Below are 24,443 nucleotides of genomic sequence, written 5' to 3'. Positions count from 1 at the left end.
CAGGCTGACGCCGGCTGACGACGGTACGTTCGGGCGAGTCATCCTGGTTTCGGCCGCTATACGATAATGACCACTGATGACCATCGCTGAGCACGTCCCCGTCAGTCCCGCGTTCGTCGGCCGAAGCGCCGACCTCGCCGTACTGCGGGCCGCCCTCGACCGGAGCGCAGCGGGTGAACCGCAGAAGGTGCTGGTCAGCGGCGAGGCCGGGGTGGGCAAGACCCGCCTGCTCGAGGAGTTCGTCGCCACGGCCCGCGGGCACGGCGTGCTGGTGGCGGTGGGGGAGTGCATCGAGATCGGCGCGGACGGGCTGCCGTTCGCGGCAATCTCCGCGGTGCTGCGGTCACTGCTCGGACAGTCCGCCGACGAGGAGGCCGCCCTCGCCGAGGGCGTGCGGGACGAGCTGGCCAGCATCCTGCCGGAGCTGGGCAGGACCCCGCCCCGCGGCTCCGACCTGGCCGACGGGACGGCGCGGCTCTTCGACCTCACCGTCGATCTGCTGGAGCGGCTGGCGGCCGACCGCACGGTGGTCGTCGTCCTTGAGGACCTGCACTGGGCGGATGCCTCCACCCGGGCCATGCTGGCCTACGTCGTCCGGTCGCTGCGGCGCGGCCGGCTGCTGCTCGTCGCGACCTACCGCTCCGACGACCTCCACCGCAGGCACCCGTTGCGTCCGCTGCTCGCCGAGCTCGACCGGCTGCGCGCCGTCCAGCGGATCGACCTGCCGCGCTTCACCCGGGCCGAGGTGACGCGCCAGGTGACCGGGATCCTCGCCGCCGCGCCCGACCCGGCCGACCTCGACCGGATCTTCGAGCGCTCCGACGGCAACGCCTTCTTCGTCGAGGAGCTGGTCCGCGCCTACGCGGCCGGCTCGCGGGCCTACCTCAGCGAGTCGATGCGCGGACTGCTGCTCGCCAGGCTGCACTCGCTGCCCGAGGAGGTGCAGCAGATCACCCGGGTCGTCGCGGAGGGCGGCAGCAACGTCGAATACCCGCTGCTGCTCGCGGTGGCGCGGCTGCCGGAGGACGACCTGATCGAGGCGCTGCGGGCCGCGGTGGACGTCCGGCTGCTCCAGCCCACCCCCGACGGTCTCGGCTACCGCTTCCGCCACTCGCTGGTGCGCGAGGCCGTCGCGGGTGAACTCCTCCCCGGTGAACGCTCCCGGCTCAACCGGCGCTACGCCGAGTCCCTTGAGGCCGACCCGTCCTCGGTCCGGGCCGACGAACGGACCGCGCGGCTGGCCGGCTACTGGTACGCCGCCCGCGACGCGGAGAAGGCGCTCGTGGTCAGCCTGCGGGCGTCGGTGGAGGCCCGGCGCCGGCATGCCTACGCCGAGCAACTGCGGATGCTGGAGCGGGCGATGGAGCTGTGGGACGTGGTGCCGCCCGATGTCCTGTCCCGGCTGCGGCCACCGGACGGCGCGGAGGTCTACCCGTCGGGGGACGGTACGGGCGCCGCCACCGTCCTCGGCTATCTCGATCTGGTGGCCGAGGCGGCGGTGGCCGCGCGGTGGAGCGGCGATCAGGAGCGGGCCCTCACCATCGCCAGGGAGGGCACGGCGGGCGCGCGGGCGCAGGGGGATCCGCTGCGCGAGGCGTGGTTCTGGGCCCAGCGCTCCCAGCTCGCCCAGGACCTGGCGCTCGGCGACGGACGGCGGGAGCTGGACCGCGCCCACGAGCTGGTCCGCGACCAGCCGCCGTCGGCCTTCCACGCCGAGGTGCTGGCCGGCCTCGCCGCCTGGGGAGCGCGCCACGAGCCGGGGCCGGACAGCCTGGCCAGCGCCGAGCGCGCGGTGGACTACGCCCGGCAGGTGAAGGCGGAGTACACCGAGCTGCACGCCCGGCTGGTCCGCGGCTGGCTCACCGCCGACATCGGCGGCATCGAGGAGAGCCGCGCCGAGCTCTACGGAGTGCGCCGGCGGGCGGCGGAGCTGGGCGCGGTCGGCGTCCTCGGCCGGGTGAGCATCATCCTGCCGTCGGTTCTGGAAGGGATGGGCCGCTCCCGCGAGGCCGTCGCCGCGGCCGAGGAGGGCGTCAGGACCTGCCGGGCCCGGGGCCTGGCCAACAGCGAGGCATGGGTGGGGTGCAACCTGTCGCTCTCGCTGTTCTGGCTGGGCGAGTGGGCGGAGTCGGAGCGGGTCCTGGACGAGGCCGAGCGGGTCGCCAGGTCCCGCAAGGCCCGCGGCCTGGTGAGCGCCAGGCGCGCGCAGATGGCCCTGGCCCGCGGCGACCTCGCCGAGTCGGGCCGCCAGTTGGCGCTCGCCCGCGAGCACCTCGGCACCCATGATCCGCAGCCGCAACTGCTCATCTCCCCAGCGGAGATGGCGATCCGCATCGCCGCCAAGGAAGGCCGGTTCGCCGAGGCGCGGGCGGAGTTCGCCGCCATCGTGGCGGCCGGCTTCCCGCCGGGCACCGAGCGGTACGCCCTGCCGCTGCTCTGCACCATGGCCGCGGTCGAGGCGGACAGCCGCGGCGTCCCCGAACTCGAACCCGGCCGCGCCGCGGTCCTCGCCACCATCCGGGAGCACGCCGGGCGGCTGCGGCTCCTCGTGCCGGTCAGGCGCGCCTACGACCTGCTGCTGCGGGCCGAACTGCACCGGGCCGAGGGCACGGCGACCCCCGGGCACTGGGCGCGGGCCGCCGACGCCTTCGCGGCGGTGGAACGTCCCTACGAACTGGCCCTCGTCCGCCGCAACTGGGCCGCCGCGCTGCTTCCCTCCCGCGAGGAGCGGCCGCTGGCCGCGCGGCTGCTCGGCCAGGCGTACGCGGTGGCCGACGGGCTCGGCGCGTGTCTGCTGATGGACGACATCGCGCTGCTGGCGGGCCGGGCCCGGATCGACCTCACGCCCGCCACCGCGAAGGCCGGCCCGGCGGCCTCGGCCGCCCCGGCCGAGCCGGTCCCCGACCCGTCAGCGGCGGCCGACAGCGCCGACGCCTTCGGCCTGACCGCGCGCGAGCTGGACGTGCTGCGGCTGCTGGCCCGGGGCGACAGCAACCGGGGGATCGGCGAGGAACTCTTCATCTCACCCAAGACGGTGAGTGTGCACGTCTCCCACATCCTCGCCAAGCTGGCCGTCACCAGCCGCGGCGAGGCCGTCGCCCTCGCCCACCGCCTCGGCTGGCCCCCCGCACCCCCCAAGCCGCCGCTCTAGGACGTCGACCGGCCGGCGGCCTCGCTCGCCGACGTCGCCGACGCGGGGGCGACCGGCAGGGAGTCGGCGGCGGCCGTGTTGACGGATCGTCGCAGCGCGGTGTGGAGCCGGGCCGGGGTGAGGACACCGGCGAAGCGGGGGCCCTCCATCACGGGGATCCAGCCCGCGTCGTCCTGCAACATCGCCGCCAGGGCGTCCTTCAGCGACGAGCCGACCCAAGCCCGCGCCGCCACCGGCCGTACGTGGTCGCCTACGGTCCCGGTCGAGGCCGCCAGCTCGTCGGCCGTCACCCAGCCGTGCAGCGCGCCGTCCGCGTCCAGGACCACCGCCCAGTCGGCCGCCGCCGCCCGCAGCCGGGCGCCGGCCGACGGCGCCGGGTCGGCCGGGCCGAGCGTCACCGGCCGCGCCAGGTCGGACGGCTCGATCGCGGTCACCGAGAGCCGCTTCAACCCCCGGTCGGAGCCGACGAACCCGGCCACGTAGGGCGTCGCGGGGGCGCCGAGCACCGTGGCCGGGGTGTCGAACTGTTCGATGCGACCGGCGCCGTAGACCGCGATACGGTCGCCGAGCCGTACCGCCTCCTCGATGTCGTGGGTGACGAAGAGCACCGTCTTGCCGAGGCGTTCCTGGAGGTCGAGGAACTCGTTCTGCAACCGCTCCCGCACCACGGGGTCCACCGCGCCGAACGGCTCGTCCATCAGCAGCACCGGCGGGTCGGCGGCGAGCGCGCGGGCCACACCGACCCGCTGCTGCTGGCCGCCGGAGAGCTGGTCCGGATAGCGGGAGCCGAATGTCCCGGGGTCGAGACCGACCAACTCCAGCAGTTCGGCCGCCCGTTGCCTGGCCTCCGCTTTTTTCCAGCCGAGCAGCGCCGGGACGGTCGCGGTGTTCTCCAGAATCGTCTTGTGCGGGAACAGCCCCACCTGCTGGATCACATAGCCGATCCGCCGCCGCAGCTTTACCGGTTCGATACCGGCTATGTCCTGGCCATCGAGATAAACACGGCCCCCGGTCGGCTCGATCAGCCGGTTCACCATCTTCATGGTGGTGGTCTTGCCGCATCCTGACGGCCCGACAAGCGTGACCAGTTCCCCCGCTTTGACCTCGAACGACAGGTCGTCCACCGCGGTGGTGCCGTCGGGGTAGCGCTTACTGACGTGCTCGAAACGGATCATGGGTCCTCAACGATCGAGCGGAACGATCCGCGGGGGCTGCCGTACTCACGGTACTCACCGCAACCCTGGCGTCCGAATATGGCAGCAATGTTGCGGCTGTATGGCGGAAAGCCCGATCCGCATTTCCCGGCTATAGGCTCGCCGGAGATCGTTCGCGGCAGACCCCGGGCTTTACGGAGCACGACGGGAGCACAGCGGGAGCACGACAGAAGCGCGATAGAAGCACGACAGAAGCACTGCGGAGCACGACGAAGGAGGTGGACCCGCATGGCATCGCGGAACTGCATGGTGGCGAACGACTGGATATGCGGGGCTTATCTCCGCACGTACCGTCAGGAACTCACGGACGCCACGGTCCAGCACATCTGGCTCACCGCGGTGTCCGTGGCCATCGGTCTGCTCGTCGCCTTTCCGCTGGCCCTCACGGCCCGCCGCTGGCGGCCGCTGGCGGGACCGGTGCTCGCGGTGACCACCGTCCTCTACACCGTGCCGTCGCTGGCGATGTTCTCGCTGCTGCTGCCCTTCTTCGGCATCTCACCGTCGCTGGTGGTCACCGGTCTCGTCCTGTACTCGCTGACCATCCTCGTCCGCAACATCCTGGCCGGCCTCGCCGCCGTGCCCGAGGACGTACGGGAGGCGGCCCGCGCGATGGGATACGGACCGCTGCGGCAGCTCCTCACGGTGGAACTCCCGCTGGCGCTGCCCGCGCTGATGGCCGGGCTGCGGATCGCCACCGTCTCCACGGTCGCGCTCACCACGGTCGGCGCGATCATCGACTACGGCGGCCTCGGCAATCTGCTGGTCGCCGGGATCTCCAGCAACTTCAAGGCGCAGGTGCTCGCCGCCTCGGTGCTGTGCGTGGTGATCGCGCTCGCCGCCGACGCCCTGCTGCTCGGTGTGCAGTGGCTCATCACCCCGTGGACCCACCGCGGCCGCGGCGGGCCCCGCCGCCCGGCCGCCGGGGCGGCCCCCGGCGCGGGCGGCCGCGACGGCGGGCGGGACGGCAAGCGCGACGACACGACGGAGGGGGTGGCCGCGGCGTGAACGCGATCGGCGGAGCCTGGGACTGGCTCACCACCCGGGCCAACTGGCACGGCGCGGACGGCGTGCCGCACCGGCTCTCCGAACACCTCTACTTCAGCGGTGTCTCGCTCGGCATCGCGCTGCTGATCGCGCTGCCGCCGGCCGTACTGCTCGGCCATTACGGCAAGGGCGGCGCGCTCGCGGTCAACATCTCCAACATCGGCCGCGCGGTGCCGACCTTCGCCGTGCTGACCCTGCTGCTGATCGCGATCGGCTCCGGCAGCGACTGGCCGGTGATCGTCTCGCTGGTGCTCTTCGCGGTGCCGCCGCTGGTCACCAACGCCTACGTCGGCATGCGCGAGGCCGACCGCGATGTGGTGGAGGCGGCCCGGGGGATGGGCATGACCGGCGGTCAGCTCCTCTTCCGGATCGAGCTGCCGCTCGCCTTCCCGCTGATCTGGACCGGTGTCAGGTCCGCCGCCGTCCAGGTGGTGGCCACCGCCACCCTCGCCGCCATGGCGGGCTTCGGCGGCCTCGGCCGGATCATCACCGCGGGCTTCAACCGGCAGATCACCGCCCAGGTGGTGGCGGGCGCGGTGCTGGTGGCCGGCCTCGCGCTGCTCGTAGAAGGGGTCTTCCTGGCCCTGCAACGGGTCCTCGACCCCATGCGCCGGCGCAGTCGGCCCGGCGCGACCCCCCTGTCTGGAGTGCTGAACCCATGAACGGACGCCTGCGCGTCGCCGGTACGGCCGTCGCCGCCGCCCTGCTGCTGACGGGCGTGGCGGCCTGCGGCGGCAAGAGCCTGGAGCAGAAGGGCTCGGGCGACTCCTCGGCCGGTCCGTCCGCCGCCACCGGCGGCGGCAAGGGCAGCCTGGTGATCGGCTCGGCCGGCTTCACCGAGAGCACCGTGCTCGCCGAGCTCTACGCCAAGCTGCTCGCGGACGCCGGCTACCACACCTCGGTGCGGACCCTGCAAAACCGCGAACTCTACGAACCCGCCCTGGAGAAGGGGCAGATCGACGTGGTGCCCGAATACGCCGCGACCCTCGCCGAGTTCCTCAACACCAAGGTGAACGGCGCCGCCGCGGCCACCAAGAAGCCGGTCGCCTCCGGCGATGTGAACGCCACCGTGGCCGCCCTGACGACGCTCGCCGGACCGCGCGGACTCACGGTGCTGCCGGCCGGCCGGGCCGTCGACCAGAACGCCTTCGCGGTCACCGCGGACTTCGCCGCCAAGCACCACCTGAAGACCCTTTCCGATCTCGGCGCGGCCAAGCTCAAGATCAAATTGGCGGCCGGCGACGAATGCCCCGACCGGCCCTTCTGCGCACCCGGCCTGAAGTCGGCCTACGGCATCGACATCACCGGAATCGACCCCAAGGGCGTCGGAACTCCCCAGTCCAAGCAGGCGGTCAAGGACGGCACCGACCAACTGGTGCTCACCACCACCACGGACGCCACCCTCGGCCAGTACGGCCTGGTGCTGCTCACCGACGACAAGCACCTGCAGAACGCCGACAACGTGCTGCCGGTGGTCAATGCCAAGGACGCGGGTGCCCCGGTGGTCGCCGCCGCGCTGAACAAGCTGACCCAGGTGCTGACCACGGCCGATCTCACCGAACTCAACGAGAAGGTGGACGGCGAGCGGCTCAAGCCCGCCGATGTCGCGGCGGACTACCTGAAGGCGAAAGGGCTGGCCAAGTAGTGGCGGTCCAGGGGGAGTTCACCCCGGCCACGCGGCCGTCATTTCCGCCCGGCCGGGGTGAACGCAAGGTGGCGCGATGAATGCCCTCCGTGCTTCCGGCGGAATCGACGGGCCAAACCCCCCGAATTTTCCGACCCCGGCCCCCCACGGACCCGCCGCGCACGCTAAATTTCTGGCCATGCCCCGTGGACGTCACCGCCATTCGCAGCCGCTGCACCGGATGCTGCCGCCACTCACCGTGGCGGGCTGCGCCGTAGCACTCGCCGCCGCCTCGTTGTTCGCCGGTGATACGAGTGCCCTCCGGGTGATCACGCTCGCCACCGCGCTGACCGCGATCGCCGGCGCGGGCCTCGCCCGTACCTGGGACCGGTCGGCCGGCCGCGAGGTCGCCGAGCTGGAAACGCTCCGCGAACGGGACGAGTGGCGCACCGACGAACGGGTCGCCGAGCTGGAGACCGATCTGGAGGAGTCCCGCGAGCTGCGCGGGAAGCTGGAGCGGAAGCTGCGCGGCAAGCGGGCCGAACTCGCCGGGCTGCGCACCGAACACGCCGATCTGCTGCGGCGGTACGCCACGGCGGAGAGCGAGCGGGCCAGGGCGCTTGAGGCGCGCCGCAGGCTCCAGGCGGAAGGCGGCTCCGGCGGGCGGCAACTCGCCCTGGCCGGCGCCCCGTCGCCGGTCGGCCCCGCGGCCTTCCTCAAGGCCGACCAGGCGTTGCAGCACCTGTCGCGCAACGTGGCCACCCAGCAGGCCCAGGCGACCGTCGAGGAAGCGCGGCGGCGTGATGTCGCGGCGCCCGACGAGCCGCAGGGCAAGCACGCGGCGTCCGCCCCGGAAGGGGACGCGGGCACCTCGGGCGGGGGCGGCCCGGCCACCTCGCCGGCCGGCCTGCCGATGCGCGAGCACCGGCTCGTGCCGGCGGTCGCGGCGGCCGTACTGCCGTACGCCCAGCCGCCGCGGTCGGCCGCGCCGGGCACGCCGGCGCACCGGGCGGTCGGCGGCTTCGACTTCTTCGGCACGCTGAAGACGCCGGGAGGCGGGGAGGCGGGCGATTCCCTCGACGACGGCGCCGACGGTGCGGACGGCGGGAACGGCGGGGGCGCCGCCGACGCCGCCGGGGAGCACACCCAGGTGGACGACAACGGGTCCGAGATCATCGACCTGACCGCTCACGACGACACGGAACAGCTCGACATGTCCGGGCTGCGCGCCCAGGCGTAACGCCCGCAGGGCCGGGCGCTTCCCGCCCGGCCCTGCGCGGCCGGTGTGTAGCCCCTACTTAGCGGCTACTTGGCCCTGCTCATCACCTACTTGGCCCTACTTGGCCCCTACTTATCAACGTCTCCCACCACGAAGAACATCGAGCCCAGGATCGCCACCATGTCGGCGACCAGTTGGCCCGGCAGCAGCACCGCCAGCGCCTGGATGTTGTTGAACGACGCCGAGCGCAGCTTGAGCCGGTACGGCGTCTTCTCGCCCTTGGAGACCAGGTAGTAGCCGTTGAGGCCGAGCGGGTTCTCGGTCCAGGCGTAGGTGTGCCCCTCCGGGGCCTTGAGCACCTTGGGCAGCCGCTGGTTGATCGGTCCCGGCGGCAGCTCGGCCAGTCGGTCCAGGCAGGCGTCCGCCAGGTCCAGCGCGTTGTGCGTCTGGCCGAGCAGCACCTCGAACCGGGCCAGGCAGTCGCCCTCGGTGCGGGTCACCACCTTCAGGGTGTCCCGCAACTCGCCGTAGGCCAGATACGGTTCGTCGCGCCGCAGATCGAAGTCCACCCCGGAGGCCCGCGCGATCGGGCCGCTGACGCCGTACGCGTGCACATCCGCGCGGCTCAGCACGCCCACGCCGCGGGTACGGGCGCGGAAGATCTCGTTGCCCACCACCAGGTCGTCGAAGCGGCCCATCCGGGACCGCACCCCGGCCACCGCCGCGCGGACGCGCGCCGCCCAGCCCGCGGGCAGGTCCTCCTTGAGGCCGCCGACCCGGTTGAACATGTAGTGCATCCGGCCGCCGGAGACCTCCTCCATCACCCGCTGCAACTCCTCGCGTTCGGTGAACGCGTAGAAGATCGGGGTGATCCCGCCCAGCTCCAGCGGATAGGAGCCGAGGAACATCAGGTGGTTCAGCACCCGGTTCAGCTCGGCGAGCAGGGTCCGGGTCCACACCGCCCGGGCCGGCACCTCCATGCCGAGCATCCGCTCGACACCCATCACCACGCCCAGCTCGTTGGAGAACGCCGACAGCCAGTCGTGCCGGTTGGCCAGCATCACGATCTGCCGGTAGTCGCGCGCCTCGAAGAGCTTCTCCGCACCCCGGTGCATATAGCCGACGATCGGCTCCGCCCGCTGGATCCGCTCCCCGTCGAGCACCAGGCGCAGCCGCAGCACACCGTGTGTCGAAGGGTGCTGCGGTCCGATGTTCAGCACCATGTCGGTGCTCTCGGCCGCCCCGCCCACCCCGATCGTGGTCTCCGTCATGCCCCCCATCCTCTCAGGTCGCCGCCCGGCCCGGTCGGCCCACCGCAAGTTGCCCGGCGGTGACCCGGCCCATCGGCCGGGGGGCTCCGCCGTGGGCGGAATCCGCTCTCGGCGAGCAGGGGTTCTGCCGGCGGGCGCGGGCGGACAGGGTGGAGGGATGAAGCTACTGGTACTGGGCGGGACGGAATTCGTCGGGCACGCCGTGGTCGAGGCCGCGGTCGCACGGGGCTGGGAGGTGAGCGTGTTCAACCGGGGGCGGCACCCGGCGCCGGACGGCGTGGCGCGGCTCGTCGGCGACCGGGAGGGCGATCTGGCCGCCCTCGCCGAGGGGCGCTGGGACGCGGTGGTCGACACCTGGTCGGCGAAGCCGGACGCGGTCCGAACGGCGACCCGGCTGCTCAAGGGGCGGGTGGGGGCGTACGCCTATGTGTCGACCGTGTCGGTGTACGTGTATCCGGCGCCGCTCGGCGCGGACGAGGACGCGCCCGTGGTCGACGGCGAGGGCGACGACTACTCGGCGGTCAAGCGGGCCTCGGAACTGGCCGTGCTCGACGCCTTCGGCGACCGCGGGCTGCTGGTCAGGCCGGGACTGATCCTGGGGCCGCACGAGAACATCGGCCGGCTGCCCTGGTGGCTGAACCGGATCGCCCGCGGCGGTGACGTGCTCGCTCCCGGCCCCCGCGACAACCCCTTGCAGTTCGTGGACGCGCGGGACCTGGCGGCATTCACGCTGGACGGTCTGGCCGCCGGGCTCGCCGGCCCGTACAACGTGGTCAGCGAGCCGGGCCACACCACCATGGGCGAGCTGCTCGCGGAGTGCGTGCGGGTCACCGGTTCCCCGGCGCGGCTGCGCTGGGCCGAGCCGGCGGTGATCGAGGCGGCCGGGATAGCGCCGTGGACGGAGCTGCCGGTGTGGGTGCCGCCGGGCAAGGAGCACGACGGGATCCACGGCGTCGACGTCGGCAAGGCGCTCCGCGCGGGTCTGCGGTGCCGGCCGGCGGCGGAGACGGTCGCCGACACCTGGGCGTGGCTGCGGTCGATCGGCGGGGAGGCGCCGCGCCGCGCCGACCGGCCGAGCCCGGGGCTCGACCCCGAGGTGGAGCGCGAGGTCCTGGCCGGCCTCACGGGGTGAGCGGACCTCCGGGGGTGAGTCGGGCCTCTGGGGCGCGCGGATCTCTGGGGCCGAGTCGGCCTCGGGCGGCGGGCGGACCTGCCGGGGCGCGTTGGCCTTCTAAGGTGGGCGGACCGCCGTGGGGCGTGTCGGCCTCGGGCGGTGGGCTAACCCTCAGGGGGCGGCGTCAGTGGCGGGCGGCGGGGTGAGGAGGTTGGCGCAGGGCGGGTCGATCGGCGTGGTCAGCCAGAGGAAGTCGCCGAGGCCGCCGGGGGCGATCAGTTCGGCGGCCTGGGAAGCGGCGGCGAGGGCGCGTACGTAGGCGGCGGGATCGCTGGACGCCAGGGCCAGCGGCGGCCGGCCGGCGTGCAGCCCCAGGGCGCGCAGCGCGTCCCGCTGGGTCGTCAGGGTGCCCGGCAGCGCGTCCATCGCCACGTGAGCGGTGAGATCACACGTGCCGTCGGGGACCGGCGGCACCTGGCGGCCGGCCCGGTAACCGGTCAGCGTCCCGTACGGGGGCCGGTCCGCGGCGCGGTGCCCGTAGTCGACGGCGACCGCGAGGCCCCCGGCGAGGCCGCCCACCGCCTCCGCCCACGCCTCGGACCTGCTCCGGCCGATCTCGGCGCGCCCGCAGGGCCCGGCCGGCGGCCACCAGCGGCTGAGCCACGCCAGGTCGGGCCCTTCCACCGCCGCGCCCAGCCGCTCGGCGCCGTCCGCGGCGCGGACCTCGACCAGCCGCGGTGTGCCGGCGGGATCCGCCTCGGCCACCGCGACGGGGACGTTGTCGAGCCATTCGTTGGCGAAGAGCAGCCCGCGGACGCCGGCCGGGGGTGTCGCGGTCCAGGTGATCCTCGGATCGAGGTCCGGTGGGCGCGGCGCGCGCTCCACCGCGTAGAGCCGGACCCGGGCGGCGAGCGAGGGCGGCAGGTGGCGCGGGAGCGCCCCGCAGAGCTCGGCCCGGCCGGCCGCCATGTCGACGAAGGCCAGCTCGGCGGGGTGGCCGAGGGCGGTGTCGACGCGGCCCAGCAGCGCGGCGACGGCCGCGGCGAAGAGCGGCGAGGCGTGCACGGAGGTGCGGAAGTGGTCGGCGGGACGGTGCGTCACGAAGAAGCCGTCGGGGCCGTAGAGCGCGCGCTCCATCGCCGTACGCCAGGGCAGCCACTCATCGTCCACGGCGTTGACCGTACGTGAGATGCGGGTGGATCCCGTCACAGGGGAACCTTCCTGACCTGCCCGCGCGTCCAAGGGGACGAGCGGTGTGTCTCCCGGGGCCGGTAGGGTTTCGGCATCGGAAGTACGTAGGGAGTTGGACAGCTCATGACCGCCGGACACGACGGCACCCCGGAGAACGACGACCCGTTCGGGTATCTGTACCGGTCCGACGGCGGTGCGCAGCAGCAGCCCGAGCCGGACGCCCAGCAGCCCCGGGTGCCCCGCACCTCCTACAACCAGGTGCAGCGGGTCGGCGAGCGCCGCAGCCCGCAGCAGCCGCAGGGCGGTTACGGCTACCCGCAGCAGCAGCCCCAGCAGCAGCCGGGCGGGTACGGTTATCCGCCGCAGCAGCAGCCGCAGGGCCAGCAGCAGTACGGATACGACCAGGGGCAGCAGCAGCAGTACGGCGCGCCACAGCAGCCGTACGACACCCCGCCGCCCGGTGGGCGCAGAGGTCGGCAGGGCAACGGCGGTCCTGACGCCCCCAACCGCAAGGGCCTGCTGATCGGCGCGGTCGCGGTGGTGGCCGCCGTCGCGATCGGCATCGCCTTCGCGATGACCAATGGCTCGGGCGACGACAAGAAGAAGCTCGGCGACCAGCCGACCGGTGCCCCCGCGGCCAGCTCGGCGCCGAGCACGGCGCCCACGCCCTCCTCGGCCGAGCCGACCCCCTTCGACTCGCAGAAGGTGGACGCGGCGACGCTGGCGCTGTCCGGCGGGGCGGCGAAGAGCAACCAGTGGCCGGGCGCCGACGCGGCGGGCGGCACCTACGTGGACCACATGGGCCAGGCCGGCGCGTCGGTGGCGTGGACCGTCACGGTGCCGAAGGACGGCCCCTACACGTTTTTCATCAGCTACGGGAACGCCGGTGACGACGCCAACCTCAGCTTGTCGATCAACGGGAAGCCGCGCAGTGACGCGGTCAACCTGAAGAATTACGGTAGCCCTCGTTATACCGACTGGTCCAAGGCGTGGAGCAATCTCACGTATTCCTGGGTGGACCTGAAAAAGGGCGCGAACGTGCTGGCGCTGACCTGCATGCCCAACACCAATTGCGGCGTCAACCTCGACCAACTCTGGCTGAAGGACGGCCAGGTCACCAAGTAGGGGCCCTCCGGGGGTGGGGGTGGCCAAGGCCGGCCGCGGGGGCACCGTCGGCGAACCCCAACGCCGAACCCCTGCTTTTCAGCCCGCCCGGCGTTTGAGGGCAGGAGGGGCGGCCTCCCCCGGGGGTCAGGGTGGGAGGGGGGTGGCGTGGAGGGTGGGGAGGAGTTTGGCGTACGTGGTGGGATCGAACTCCCCCGCCGTGGGGGCAAGAATCGTCGCCGCCGAAAGAGCCACCGCCCGGGTCAGGGCGTGCGGCCAGGGCAAACCCTCGGTGAGGGCGGAGAGGAGGCCCGCGACGGCCGAGTCGCCCGCTCCGGCGGGGTTGCCGGTGAGCGCGGCGGGCGGGCGCGCCTGCCACGTACCGTCCGGGGTCACCGCAAGCATCCCCTCGGGCCCCAGCGACGCCGCCACCGCCCGCGCACCGCGCCGCCGGGCGTCCCGCGCCGCGCGGGCCGGTTCGGCGAAGCCGGTGAGACCGGCGAGCTCGTCGGCGTTGGGCTTGATGAGATCGGGCCGCGCGGCCACCCCGCGCCGCAACGGCTCCCCGCTCGTGTCGAGCAGCACGAAGACGCCCGCCGCCCGCGCCTCCCTGACCAGTTCCGCGTACGTGCCGACCGGCAGCCCCGGCGGCAGGCTGCCGCACAGCGCGACGGCGGCGGCGTCCGGCGCGGCCAGCAACGCGCGGTAGACGCCGAGGAAAGCGTCCCACTCGGCCGGGCCGACCGTGGGCCCCGGCTCGTTGAACATCGTGGTGTCGCCGGTGCCGGTGTCCACCACGCCGACCGTGCGGCGGGTGGTCCCCGCCGTCGGGACCAGCGCGTCGGTGAGCAGCCCGCCGGGCGACGCGGCGGCCAGCAGCCGCCGTACCTCGTCGCCGGTCGGCCCGCCGGCGAAACCGGTCACGACCGTGCGGTGGCCCAGCGCGGACAGCACCCGGGCGACGTTGACCCCCTTGCCGCCGGGCCGTTCGGCGGTGTCGAGGACCCGGTGGGTGGTGTGCGGACGCAGCGAGGCGACCCGGTAGGTCACATCGAGCGCGGTGTTCAGCGTGACGGTGATGATCACCCGTTGATCATGGCAAACGCCGGCCGCCCGGCCCACCCCCCGGCCCCTCGGGGCGCCCCCGAAATCCGGGTCGCCCCCGAAAATCCGCCCCCGAACCGGGGCGGCGGCCCGCGCCGCTGAGCGGGCGTCAGGGCCGCCGTACCGTCGCGGGTCCGGCCACCGCGCCCAAGGCCCGCCCGACCGAGACCGCCGGGACCGACAGAGCCCCGCAGGGCCCCGTACGGCCGCCGGGCCGCCTCCCGCACTCCCCGGGCGGGCCCGGGGCGGCCCGGGGCCTGGCGAGAAGCCCCGCAGGCCCCCTCAGGCCGGCCGGACCACCCACTCACCCTTCCGCATCACACCGACCACCTCGTACCCCTCGTCCAGTACGACGAGATCCGCGTCCTTGCCCGGCTCCAGCGTGCCGATCCGGTCCGACAGGCCCAGCAGCCGGGCCGGGTTGGTGGAGGTCGCGAGCACGGCGTCGGCGAGCGGGAGTCTGTCCAGGGTGACGCCCCGCTTGAAGGCGGTGTCCAGGGTGAGCGTCGAGCCGGCGATCGAGCCGCCCTCGACCAGCCGGGCCACTCCGTCGACCACCTCGACCTGCATCGGGCCGAGTTGGTAGAGGCCGTCGCCGAAGCCGGCCGCGTCCATCGCGTCGGTGATGAAGGCGACCCGCCCCGCACCCGCGCTGGCGAAGGCGAGTTCGAGCACCGCGGGGTGCAGGTGCGTACCGTCGTTGATCAGCTCGACGGTGACCCGCTCGTCCTCCAGCAGCGCCACGATCGGGCCCGGCTCCCGGTGCTGGAGCGGCGGCATCGCGTTGAAGAGGTGCGTCGCCACTGTCGCGCCCGCGTCGATGGCCGCGCGGGTCTGGTCGTAGGTCGCGTCGGTGTGCCCGATGGCGGCGATCACGCCGAGGTCGGCGAGCAGCCGTACCGACTCGATGCCGCCGGGGAGTTCGGTGGCCAGTGTGACCATCTTCGCGGCGCCGCGGCCCGCCTCGACCAGCTTGCGGACCTCGGCGGGGTCCGGGTCGCGCAGCAGTCCCTCGTCGTGCGCGCCCTTGCGGCACGGCGAGATGAACGGGCCCTCGTAGTGGATGCCCGCCAGGTCGCCCTGTTCGACGAGTTCGGACAGGACGGCGGCCTGCCGGGCGAGAACGCCGAGGTCGTTGGTGACCGTGGAGGCGACCAGCGTGGTGGTGCCGTGCTCGCGGTGGGTGCGTACGCCGGTGAGGATGTCCTGCGCGGTGCCCGAGGTGAAGGACGCGCCGCCGCCGCCGTGGTTGTGCAGGTCCACGAAGCCGGGCACGATCGTGTACCCCCGCCCCGCCAGGTCCAGGGTGACATGCTCCGCCTGCTCGTTGGCGGCGATCGTGCCGCCGTCGACGGTCAGCCGGCCGCCCTCCACCACACCTGACGGCAGCACCACCCGGGCACCGGCCAGCACCGTGCGCTGGGTCGGCCGGGTCGGCGGCGTCGGCTGGGTCGTTGTTACCGGGGCCATCAGGCGGTTACCTCCACGGAGATCAGATCCCAGGCGAGCAGGCCCGCGCCCAGGCAGCCGGCGGTGTCCCCGAGCGCGGCGGGGACGATGAGCGGAAGCTTCTGGAAGGTCAGCCGGGCCTCGACGGCCGCGCGGAGCGGGCCGAAGAGGGTGTCCCCCGCCTCGGCGAGCCCGCCGCCGATGATGAGCACCCGGGGGTCGAGCAGGGTGAGACCGGTGACCAGGCCGTCGGCGAGCGCGTCGATCGCCTCGCCCCAGACGGCTGCCGCCCGCCGGTCCCCGGCTTCGACGGCCCGCGCGCAGTCGGCCGCGTCCGCCTCGGGGTCGCCGCTCTCCGCCGCCCAGGTGCGGGCGACCGCGGCGGCCGACGCGTACGCCTCCAGACAGCCGGCCGCCCCGCAGCCGCACTCCCGGCCCCCGGGCCTGACCACGATGTGGCCGATCTCGCCCGCGTATCCGTGCGCGCCCGCCTCGATCCGGCCCTCGATGCCGATGGCGCCGGCGATGCCGGTGCCCAGCGGGACGAAGAGGAAGCGGTCGGCGCCGTTGCCCGCGCCGATCCGGCCCTCGGCCAGCCCACCGGTCCGTACGTCGTGTCCCAGCGCCACCGGCACGCCGCCCAGACGCTCGGCGAGCAGCGCCCGCAACGGGACGTCCTTCCAGCGGAGGTTGGCCGCGTACACGGCGATCCCGGCCACCTCGTCGACGATGCCGGGGACCGCGAGTCCGGCCGCGGCGGGCGCCTCGCCGTAGGCGGCGAGGCCGTGTTCGCGCAGCTCGGCGGCGAAGTCGAGGATCGCCGCGATCACCGCGTGGGGTCCGCGTTCCCGGCCGGTGGGGCGGCGCGCCTCGTGCAGCAGCGTGCCGTCCGCGGAGATCAGGGCGGCTTTCATCCCGGTTCCGCCGACATCAAGGGCGATGACATGTCTCACGGGGACAGTGTCCCGGCCGCCCGCCTAAAGGTCTAGTCCACTCGCCTGTGAAGATCGATCAGCATCCGCAATTCGGAATCAACGGGTCCCTGAGCGGAGGCCGATGTCGAAGTGAGATCACTCATGGTGTAGACCTTGGCTAAAGATATGAGGAAGACTCGGCGCTTCCGTAGACAGTGCTTCTGGCAGTACGCAACGCAGTACGCCGGTACTTCAAAGGGCGGTAGGAACGGTGCAGCGGCGACTACTCGGGCTGGCGGCGCTCGGCGTCACGTCGGTCATGGCAATGAGCACGCTCAGCGCGTGCGGCACAAGCAATCCGCTCAGCGGAGACGTCACCCTGCACATGATCGCCGCGGACTACGGTGACCCCAAGACCGGGAACAGCTCCACCACGTACTGGAACGACCTGGTGAGCGCCTTCGAGCAGAAGAACCCGCACATCAAGGTCGACGTGCAGGTGCTGAGCTGGGACGTGGTCGACGACAAGGTCGCCCAACTGGTCGCGCAGGGCAAGGCGCCCGACATCGCCCAGATCGGCTCCTACGCGGCCTACGCGGCGCAGAACCAGCTCTACAGCGCGGACGACCTCTTCACCATCAGCGAGCAGGCGGACTTCATCCCCTCGCTGGCGACGGCCGGTTCGGTGAACCGCGTCCAGTACGGCATACCGTGGGTCTCCAGCTCCCGGATGTTCTTCTACAACCAGAAGCTCTTCACCGCCGCGGGGATCACCAAGGCGCCGGAGACCTGGGACGACATCGCCGCCGACGCCAAGAAGCTCAAGAACGACGGCGTACCGGTGCCGTACGGGCTGCCGTTGGGCACCGAGGAGGCGCAGGCCGAGGCGCTGCTGTGGATGCTCGGCTCGTCCGGCGGCTACACCGACACGGCCGGCAACTACACCTTCGACTCCAACGCCAACGTCGAGGCGCTCACCTGGGTCAAGAAGAACCTGGTCGACAAGGGCCTGATCCAGTCCACCCCGCCGGCCAAGACCAACCGCCGCGACATCTTCGACGACTTCCTGGCCGGAAAGGCCGGCATGGTCATGGGCCACCCCTCGCTGCTCACCCAGGCGAAGGCCGCCCACATCGACGTCAAGGCGGTCAATCTGCCGGGCGAGACGGGCCTGAGCACCGACACGCTCGGCGTCGCCGACTGGATGATGGCGTTCAAGCAGAACGGCAACAGGGACGCCGACGGCAAGTTCCTCCAGTACGTGTACGAGCAGCAGAACGCGGTCAGGTTCCTCGACGAGTACGGCCTGCTGCCGGTGACCACCAGCGCCTCGCAGGCGATGCAGGTCAACAAGAAGGACGCGGATCTCTGGCCGTTCCTCAAGCTGCTGCCCGACGCGGTCTTCTACCCGGTCGACAAGACCTCGTGGGGGCCGGTCAGCGACGCGGTGAAGAAGTCCATCGGCCAGACGATGACATCCGACCCCAAGACGGTCCTGTCCGCCCTCCAGAACCAGGCGATGACGCTGGACGCCAAGAGCACCAGGGCGCAGCCGGGGTCGTAACGTAGGTCCGGCCGGCCCGCTCGCGGCCGGCCGTTCAGGGTTCCCGGTCGTCCGGGCGGTCCAGGTGAGGGGGCGCGAGCCGGTGGAGCCGTCCAATACCGACGAGCGCGCCGAGCCTGCCGATGCTGCCGAGCCTGCCGATGCCGCCGAGCCCGCGGGGCTCTCGGCGCGGGACCGCGCGGTGCTCGACATCGCCGGCCGCACCTTCACCGGGCCTGGACCCCGCGAGCGGGCGATCCGCGAGCGGCTCGGCATCTCGCCCACCGCCTACTTCCAGTTGCTCAACGCCCTGCTGGACGACCCCCGGGCCCTGCGGTACGCCCCGGGGGCCGTCAACCGGCTGCGCAGGGAGCGGCAGCGGCTGCGCGACGAGCGCTGAGCCGTACCGGCCGGCAGGACCCCGGATCGGGCCGCTCAGGATCGGGCCGCTCAGGATCGCCCCGCCGGATCGGCCGAGCCCGGACGGATCATTCGCGGGCGTTCGCCGCGCATGCGTCCGCCCCACCCGGGTAGGGTCGGCCCCATGGCCTCCGCCGACATCCTCACGCCCCGCACGCCCGAGGGAAAGGAAGGGCTCGCGGCGCTGCTCGCGCGGCCCGAACGGGCCGTGGTCGCCCTCGACTTCGACGGCACCCTCGCACCCATCGTGCCCGACCCCGAGCAGGCCAGGGCGCACCCCGGCGCGGTCCCCGCGCTGGCCCGGCTCGCGCCGAAGGTGGCCTCGATCATCGTCGTCACCGGCCGTCCGGCGGGCGTCGCGGTCCGCTACGGCGGCTTCGCCGGCGTCCCCGGCCTGGACCACCTCGTGGTCCTCGGCCACTACGGCGCCGAGCGCTGGGACGCGCACAGCGGCGAGGTCCGCGCTCCCGGCGCCCACCCCGGAGTCACCGCGGTGCGGGCCGAACTCCCGGGCCACCTCGACCGGATCGGCGCCTGGCACGGCACCTGGATCGAGGACAAGGGCGGCCGGGCGGTCGCCGTCCACACCCGCCGCACCGAGGACCCGGACGCCGCTTTCGAGGCCCTGCGCGGCCCGCTGACCGAACTCGCCGACGCCCACGGCCTGATGATCGAACCCGGCCGCTACGTCCTGGAGTTGCGGCCCCCCGGCATGGACAAGGGCGTGGCCCTCGCCGCGTATCTGCGCGAGACGAAGGCCGGATCCGTTCTCTACGCCGGTGACGACCTGGGCGACCTCGCCGCCTTCGCCGCCGTCGTGGCGCTCCGCGAAGAGGGCCTGCCCGGCCTCCTGGTGGCCAGCGCGGGCGCCGCCGAGACGCCCCCAGACCTCCTCGACCAGGCGGATCTGAGCGTGCCGGGCCCGGAGGGCGTGGTGAGCGTCCTCAACGCCCTCGCCGACGCGCTGGACTGAACAACAGGGGGGCTCAGACTCAGCCGAGCGGCTGAGCCCCCGTCAGCGAGGCGGTCGCCGCGGGGTTCCGCACCGGCTCACCCCTGGAGCTCCCGCAGCTGTTCCAGGAACCAGCGGGACGGCGGCAGCGCGGTGGACGCGTCGGCGAGGCGTTTGGTGCGGGCCGCGCGGTCGGCGTCGGGGAGGGTGAGCGCTGTGTGCAGGGCCGCGGCGGTGGCGCGGATGTCGTAGGGGTTGACGCTGATCGCGTCGTCGCCGAGTTCCGCGTGGGCGCCGGCCTCCCGGGACAGGACGAGGGCGACGCCGTGGTCGGAGACGACCGGGACCTCCTTGGCGACCAGGTTCATACCGTCGCGGATGGGGTTGACGAGGGCCACGTCGGCGAGGCGGTAGGCCGCGAGCGAGCGGGCGAAGTCGTCGTCCACCTTCAGCAGCACCGGATCCCAGCCGGGCGTGCCGTACTCCTCGTTGATCGCCGCGGCGAGGCGGGCCACCTCGGCGGTGTAGTCGCGGTAGAGCGGCAGGTCCTGGCGGGAGGGGTAGGCGAAGGCCACGTGCACGACGCGTTCACGCCACTCGGGGCGGTCGGTGAGGAGCTGCCGGTAGGCGAGCAGGCCGCGGACGATGTTCTTGGAGAGCTCGGTCCGGTCCACCCGGACGATCAGCTTGCGGCCCGCCCCGGTCTCCGCCCGCAGCGCGGTGATCCGCTCGGCCACGTCCGGCCGGTGCGCCCGCTCCCGCAGGAAGTCGCCGTCGGCCCCGAGCCCGTGCACCCCGAGCCGGGTGGTGCGGCCGCGCCAGGTGACCTCGGGCCCGGCGGGCGTGGTGGTGACGGTGGCGCCCAGCAGCGTCTGGCAGCACGCCGCGAAGGCGTCCGCCCACCTGCGGGTGAGGAAGCCGGCCCGGTCGGCGCCGAGGATGCCGCCGAGCACCTCCTCGGCCACGTCGTCCGGCAGCAGCCGGAAGTAGTCCGGCGGCGCCCACGGGGTGTGGGTGAAGTGGCCGATCCGCAGGTCGGGGCGGCGCTCCCGGAGCATCGCCGGCACCAGCGACAGGTGGTAGTCCTGCACCACGACCGCCGCGCCCCGGTCCGCCTCCTGGGCGAGCGCGTCCGCGAAGGCCGCGTTGTACGCCTGGTAGGACGCCCACTGGCCGCGGAAGTCCTCGTCGAAGACCGGCTCGAGCGGCGTCTGGTAGAGCAGGTGGTGCACGAACCACAGCACCGAGTTGGCGATCCCGTTGTACGCCGCCTCGAAGACCGGCCGCTCGACCGCGATCATCCGGACGCCGTCCTCGCCGACACCCCGCCGTACGGCCTCCCTGTCGCCGTCGGAGAGCGCCGCGCACACCCACACCGCCTCGGCGTCCGGGCCGATCGCGCTCAGCCCCGACACCAGGCCGCCCCCGCCGCGGCGGCTGGTCAGCTCGCCGTCGTCGCCGAGGGCGTACGAGACGGGGCCGCGATTGGAGGCGACCAGAATCCGGGCAGCGTGCTGGGTTCCGACCATGCCGCGAGCCTAGCCAGACAGGGCCCGTCTCAAACGTCCCCGGCGGCCGCGGCGGGACCGCGGCGAGCGGTGCGACCAGCCACGACGTACGGGAGCCCGCCGAGGGCGGCGGCTGCGCGGGCCACCGGTGTGCCACTGGGTGCCACCGGTGGTGACACGCTGTGCCAGTGGCCCGTCCCCGGGCCGCCGGGGGCCCCGGGCAGCCCGGTCGGGCCGCCCCGCTCAGGCAGCCCGGTTCAGGCCGCCGGTCAGGCAGCCCGCTCAGGCCGCCCGCCGGGCCAGGTACTCCCCGATCTCCAGCATCGGCGGCCGCTCCTCGGTGTCCACCGGATGGGTCCGCGGGATGAACCCCTCGTCCACCCGGTCGAACTGGGTCAGCCGCGGCCGGACCAGCGGGCCCCGGGAGAGCCGGACGTGGGCGGTCCGGTAGATCGCCGCCGCCATCCGGCCCAGCGCCTGCCCGTCCTGGTGGCGGTGGTGCCGTACGCCCACGTCCACCTGGGCCAGCGCGTCCAGGTCGACCAGGCCCAGCGAGTCGATCAGCATGCCCAGCTCCACCCCGTAGCCGACCGGGAACGGGAGCTGTTCAAGAAGTGACCGCCGGACCGCGTACTCCCCGCCGAGCGGCTGCACGAAGCCGGCCAGCCGCGGCCAGTGCAGGTTGATCAGCGGGCGGGCGACGAGTTCGGTGACCCGGCCGCCGCCGGCCGGCACCACCGAGTCGCCGGTTTCCAGCGGGCGGTCGTACATCGCCTTGACCAGCATCAGCGCCGGGTCCGTGAGCAGCGGGCCGACGATCCCGGAGACGAACCGGGAGTCGAACTCGCGCAGGTCGGAGTCGACGAAGCAGACGATGTCACCGCTGGTGACCATCAGTGACCGCCACAGCACCTCGCCCTTGCCGGGCAGGGTGGGCAGCCTGGGCAGTATCGCGTCCCGCGGCACCACCCGGGCCCCCGCCTCGGCGGCGACCCGCATCGTCCGGTCCCGCGAACCGGAATCGACCACCACCAGTTCGTCCACCAGGGGCGTCGCCGCCGACATCAGCTCGCGGCGGATCGTCGTGACGATCTCACCGACCGTGGCCTCTTCGTTCAGCGCGGGCAGTACGACACTGATCGTGCCCCGCTCGCCCGCCGCGTGTTTGGCGGCGAGCAGCAGGTCCAGCGGACGGTCGTCCGCCGACCACGATCGGCCTGTCAGCCAGCGCTCCACCTCGTTGAGCACGCGCGCTTCTCCCTGCCGTGGTGGGCCCTGGATACGGGCGGTGTGATCCATCGGACGAGTTTCAGGAGTCTCGCCTTACGGACGGCCTGCTCGGATCCACTGCTTCTCCGTTACAGTCTTGAACACGACCCGGGCTCCCGTCATGCCGAGAGCCTGGCACAAACGCCTTGGATCATCGCATCCAGTGCCATACCGCTCATCCAGAGGGGCAGAGGGAACGGCCCGTTGAAGCCCCGGCAACCCTCCCGCCGACCGCGAGGTCACACGGTGGGGAAGGTGCCAATTCCGTCTTGTGGCGATGTACGTCACGAGGAAGATGAGGAGAAAGGGCCTCGCCATCATGGCTGCGCAGACTGTCGCAAGCACCGCCGCCCCCCGGACCCCGCTCGGCGCCCCGTTCGGACCGGCCGCCGCACTGAGCTGCCGGGAATGCGGCACCCGCTTCCCGCTGAGCCCCATCTTCGCCTGCGAGGAGTGTTTCGGGCCGCTCGAAGTCGCCTACGACCTCCCGCTCGGCGACCCGGAAGCCCTGCGCCGCCGGATCGAGGCCGGCCCCACCAGCATCTGGCGGTACGCCCCGCTGCTCCCGGTGGCCGCCGATGTCGCGGAGCACCCCAACCTCGCCCCCGGCTGGACCAAGCTCGTCAAGGCCGACAACCTCGCCCGCGAGCTGGGCATCACCGGCGGTCTGTACGTCAAGGACGACTCCGGCAACCCGACGCACTCCTTCAAGGACCGGGTCGTCGCCATCGCCCTCGAAGCCGCCCGCACCTTCGGGCTGACCACCCTGTCCTGCTCCTCCACCGGCAACCTGGCCGGCGCGGTGGGCGCCGCCGCGGCCCGCGCGGGCCTGCGCTCGTGCGTGTTCATCCCGCACGACCTGGAGGCCGGCAAGGTCGTCATGGCCGCGGTCTACGGCGGCGAGCTGGTCGGCATCGAGGGCTCGTACGACGATGTGAACCGGTTCTGTTCCGAGCTGATCGGCGACCCGATCGGCGAGGGCTGGGGCTTCGTCAACGTCAATCTGCGCCCGTACTACGGCGAGGGCTCCAAGACGCTGGCCTACGAGATCGCCGAGCAGCTCGGCTGGCGGCTGCCGGACAACCTGGTCATCCCGATCGCCTCCGGCTCCCAGCTCACCAAGATCGACAAGGGCCTCCAGGAGCTGATCAAGCTCGGCCTGGTCGAGGAGAAGCCCTACAGGATCTACGGGGCCCAGGCCGAGGGCTGCTCCCCGGTCTCGGCGGCCTTCAAGGCCGGAAAGGACGTGGTCCGGCCGGTGAAGCCGGACACCATCGCCAAGTCGCTGGCGATCGGCAACCCGGCCGACGGCCCGTACGTCCTGGACGTCACCCGGCGCACCGGCGGCGCGGTGGAGGACGTGAACGACGAGCAGATCGTCGCCGCGATCAAGCTGCTGGCCAGGACCGAGGGCATCTTCGGCGAGACCGCGGGCGGGGTGACCGTCGGTGTGCTGCGCAAGCTGATCGAGACCGGGCAGCTCGACCCGGCCGCCGAGACCGTCGTGCTGAACACCGGCGACGGGCTGAAGACCCTGGACGCGGTGGCGCCGACCACCGGTCCCACCGCGATCATCCGTCCCACCGTCGCCGCGTTCCGAGAGGCTGGCCTCGCATGACTGCTTCTGTTCGAATCCCGACCATCCTGCGTACCTACACCGGCGGCAAGGCGGAGGTGTCGGCCGAGGGCTCGACGCTGGCCGAGGTGATCGGATCGCTCGAAGCGCTGCACACCGGTATTTCGGCGCGGGTGCTCGACGACAGCGGAAAGCTGCGCCGCTTCGTGAACGTTTATGTGAACGACGACGATGTGCGTTTTTCCGAAGGCCTGGAGACCGCGGTGCCGGACGGCGCCAGTGTCTCGATCATTCCCGCCGTCGCCGGCGGCTGAACCCGCCGGGCGCGGCTTTGGAGGAAGCTCCGAGGCTGTTCGGCTTTCGGTGCCCCGGTCACCCATTGCGGTGATCGGGGCGCTGTTTTTGTTACCGGGCCGCCGCTGTGCGGCGGGGTGTTGTCGGGACCCTACCGGGATTCCGGCCGGCGGCTGTCGGTGCGGGGAGATAGTTGAAAGGTTGTACAGTTTCCCGCGTCAAGTCTCCACACGGCCTTCACCGTCCGGCGATTTATCGCCAAATTCACGAACGAATTATCCGGTTAACCCTTTATGTCCGGTCCGAGTTGCCCGGCCTTGTCATTTCTTCTGATGTTATATCCGATGAGTCAGACCCTGAATTCTCGTCCAATTGACCTGTTGCACTGGGCATCCGTGCAGATACATTCAGCCGCGGTCGACGCGTTCCGGCGCACGCCTCCCAGGGTTCCCACCTGTTCTTGGTAAGGGTCACCCTGGCGG

The 24,443-nt window shown here is 72.8% G+C and carries 20 protein-coding genes and 1 riboswitch; of the genes, 12 read left to right on the top strand and 8 right to left on the bottom strand.

All coding sequences use genetic code 11. The annotated features are described in order from the left end of the window. Nucleotides 1-76 precede the first annotated feature (76 nt). Nucleotides 77-3,151: a helix-turn-helix transcriptional regulator gene (locus OG519_RS13380; RefSeq protein WP_405582907.1), complete on the top strand. Its 3,075-nt coding sequence runs from the start codon at nt 77-79 to the stop codon at nt 3,149-3,151. Here OG519_RS13380 and OG519_RS13375 read toward each other — a convergent pair. Beyond that, complete coding sequence (locus OG519_RS13375; protein WP_405582905.1) at nt 3,148-4,326, bottom strand: ABC transporter ATP-binding protein; 1,179 nt, start codon at nt 4,324-4,326, stop codon at nt 3,148-3,150. The two genes, OG519_RS13380 and OG519_RS13375, sit on opposite strands and share 4 nt — an antisense overlap. Before the next feature lie 267 nt (nt 4,327-4,593). On the opposite strand from OG519_RS13375, the gene OG519_RS13370 reads away from it, so the two are divergent. The 4 genes from OG519_RS13370 (at nt 4,594) to OG519_RS13355 (ending at nt 8,273) form a co-directional block, all read left to right on the top strand. Beyond that, nucleotides 4,594-5,370: an ABC transporter permease gene (locus OG519_RS13370; protein ID WP_405582903.1), complete on the top strand. Its 777-nt coding sequence runs from the start codon at nt 4,594-4,596 to the stop codon at nt 5,368-5,370. Next, on the top strand, nt 5,367-6,071 hold the full coding sequence (locus OG519_RS13365) for an ABC transporter permease (protein ID WP_405582901.1): 705 nt from the start codon (nt 5,367-5,369) through the stop codon (nt 6,069-6,071). Before OG519_RS13370 ends, OG519_RS13365 begins: the two co-directional genes overlap by 4 nt. Continuing rightward, nucleotides 6,068-7,054 carry an ABC transporter substrate-binding protein gene (locus OG519_RS13360; protein ID WP_405582899.1) on the top strand — a complete coding sequence of 329 codons (987 nt, stop codon included), beginning with the start codon at nt 6,068-6,070 and terminating at the stop codon, nt 7,052-7,054. Before OG519_RS13365 ends, OG519_RS13360 begins: the two co-directional genes overlap by 4 nt. Before the next feature lie 178 nt (nt 7,055-7,232). Beyond that, complete coding sequence (locus OG519_RS13355) at nt 7,233-8,273, top strand: hypothetical protein (RefSeq protein ID WP_405582897.1); 1,041 nt, start codon at nt 7,233-7,235, stop codon at nt 8,271-8,273. A 107-nt stretch (nt 8,274-8,380) separates the two neighbouring features. On the opposite strand, the gene OG519_RS13350 is transcribed toward OG519_RS13355, so the two are convergent. Continuing rightward, a complete protein-coding gene (locus OG519_RS13350) occupies nt 8,381-9,523 on the bottom strand; it encodes an NADH-quinone oxidoreductase subunit D (protein ID WP_405582896.1) in 1,143 nt (380 codons plus the stop codon). Nucleotides 9,524-9,680: 157 nt separating this feature from the next. Between OG519_RS13350 and OG519_RS13345 the strand changes: the two genes are divergently transcribed. Then, a complete protein-coding gene (locus tag OG519_RS13345) occupies nt 9,681-10,655 on the top strand; it encodes an NAD-dependent epimerase/dehydratase family protein (protein WP_405582894.1) in 975 nt (324 codons plus the stop codon). Nucleotides 10,656-10,808: 153 nt separating this feature from the next. Here the strand turns inward: OG519_RS13345 and OG519_RS13340 are convergent, their stop codons facing one another. Beyond that, nucleotides 10,809-11,774, bottom strand: a complete 966-nt coding sequence (locus OG519_RS13340; protein ID WP_405592702.1) for an SAM-dependent methyltransferase — start codon at nt 11,772-11,774, stop codon at nt 10,809-10,811. A 177-nt stretch (nt 11,775-11,951) separates the two neighbouring features. Here OG519_RS13340 and OG519_RS13335 point away from each other — a divergent pair, with 177 nt between their 5' ends. Continuing rightward, entirely contained in the window at nt 11,952-12,953 is a 1,002-nt protein-coding gene (locus OG519_RS13335; RefSeq protein ID WP_405582892.1) for a carbohydrate-binding protein, read from the top strand. A gap of 126 nt (nt 12,954-13,079) precedes the next feature. Here OG519_RS13335 and OG519_RS13330 read toward each other — a convergent pair whose 3' ends face one another. The 3 genes from OG519_RS13330 to OG519_RS13320 all read right to left on the bottom strand — a co-directional run bounded on the left by OG519_RS13330 (nt 13,080) and on the right by OG519_RS13320 (nt 16,438). Next, on the bottom strand, nt 13,080-14,018 hold the full coding sequence (locus tag OG519_RS13330; RefSeq protein WP_405582890.1) for a 1-phosphofructokinase family hexose kinase: 939 nt from the start codon (nt 14,016-14,018) through the stop codon (nt 13,080-13,082). Between the two features lie 300 nt (nt 14,019-14,318). Beyond that, nucleotides 14,319-15,506, bottom strand: coding sequence for an N-acetylglucosamine-6-phosphate deacetylase (gene nagA, locus OG519_RS13325; protein WP_405582888.1), 1,188 nt, complete (start codon nt 15,504-15,506; stop codon nt 14,319-14,321). Next, entirely contained in the window at nt 15,506-16,438 is a 933-nt protein-coding gene (locus OG519_RS13320) for an ROK family protein (protein WP_405582886.1), read from the bottom strand. The genes nagA and OG519_RS13320 overlap by 1 nt, the downstream gene beginning before the upstream one ends. Nucleotides 16,439-16,724: 286 nt before the next feature. On the opposite strand from OG519_RS13320, the gene OG519_RS13315 reads away from it, so the two are divergent. The 3 genes from OG519_RS13315 to otsB all read left to right on the top strand — a co-directional run bounded on the left by OG519_RS13315 (nt 16,725) and on the right by otsB (nt 19,335). Then, nucleotides 16,725-17,963: an extracellular solute-binding protein gene (locus tag OG519_RS13315; RefSeq protein WP_405582884.1), complete on the top strand. Its 1,239-nt coding sequence runs from the start codon at nt 16,725-16,727 to the stop codon at nt 17,961-17,963. Nucleotides 17,964-18,045: 82 nt separating this feature from the next. Then, the gene (locus OG519_RS13310) at nt 18,046-18,342 is read left to right on the top strand and encodes a DUF3263 domain-containing protein (RefSeq protein WP_405582882.1); all 297 of its coding nucleotides are present in this window, start codon (nt 18,046-18,048) and stop codon (nt 18,340-18,342) included. A 144-nt stretch (nt 18,343-18,486) separates the two neighbouring features. After that, a complete protein-coding gene (otsB, locus tag OG519_RS13305; protein WP_405582880.1) occupies nt 18,487-19,335 on the top strand; it encodes a trehalose-phosphatase in 849 nt (282 codons plus the stop codon). A gap of 77 nt (nt 19,336-19,412) precedes the next feature. Here the strand turns inward: otsB and OG519_RS13300 are convergent, their stop codons facing one another. Further along, the gene (locus OG519_RS13300) at nt 19,413-20,843 is read right to left on the bottom strand and encodes a trehalose-6-phosphate synthase (protein ID WP_405582878.1); all 1,431 of its coding nucleotides are present in this window, start codon (nt 20,841-20,843) and stop codon (nt 19,413-19,415) included. A gap of 261 nt (nt 20,844-21,104) precedes the next feature. After that, nucleotides 21,105-22,070 carry a glucosyl-3-phosphoglycerate synthase gene (locus tag OG519_RS13295; protein ID WP_405592700.1) on the bottom strand — a complete coding sequence of 322 codons (966 nt, stop codon included), beginning with the start codon at nt 22,068-22,070 and terminating at the stop codon, nt 21,105-21,107. 193 nt (nt 22,071-22,263) lie between these two features. After that, a riboswitch (SAM riboswitch) is annotated at nt 22,264-22,393 on the top strand. A 17-nt stretch (nt 22,394-22,410) separates the two neighbouring features. Here OG519_RS13295 and thrC point away from each other — a divergent pair. Both thrC and OG519_RS13285 read left to right on the top strand, forming a co-directional pair. Further along, a complete protein-coding gene (thrC, locus tag OG519_RS13290; protein ID WP_405582877.1) occupies nt 22,411-23,709 on the top strand; it encodes a threonine synthase in 1,299 nt (432 codons plus the stop codon). Further along, complete coding sequence (locus OG519_RS13285; protein WP_405582875.1) at nt 23,706-23,981, top strand: MoaD/ThiS family protein; 276 nt, start codon at nt 23,706-23,708, stop codon at nt 23,979-23,981. Before thrC ends, OG519_RS13285 begins: the two co-directional genes overlap by 4 nt. Nucleotides 23,982-24,443: the final 462 nt, after the last annotated feature.

The organism is Streptomyces sp. NBC_01190 (assembly GCF_045039895.1).
Lineage (GTDB): Bacteria > Actinomycetota > Actinomycetes > Streptomycetales > Streptomycetaceae > Actinacidiphila.
The sequence above is the reverse complement of the archived record's forward strand: the minus strand, read 5'-3'. Positions and strand labels throughout refer to the sequence as shown.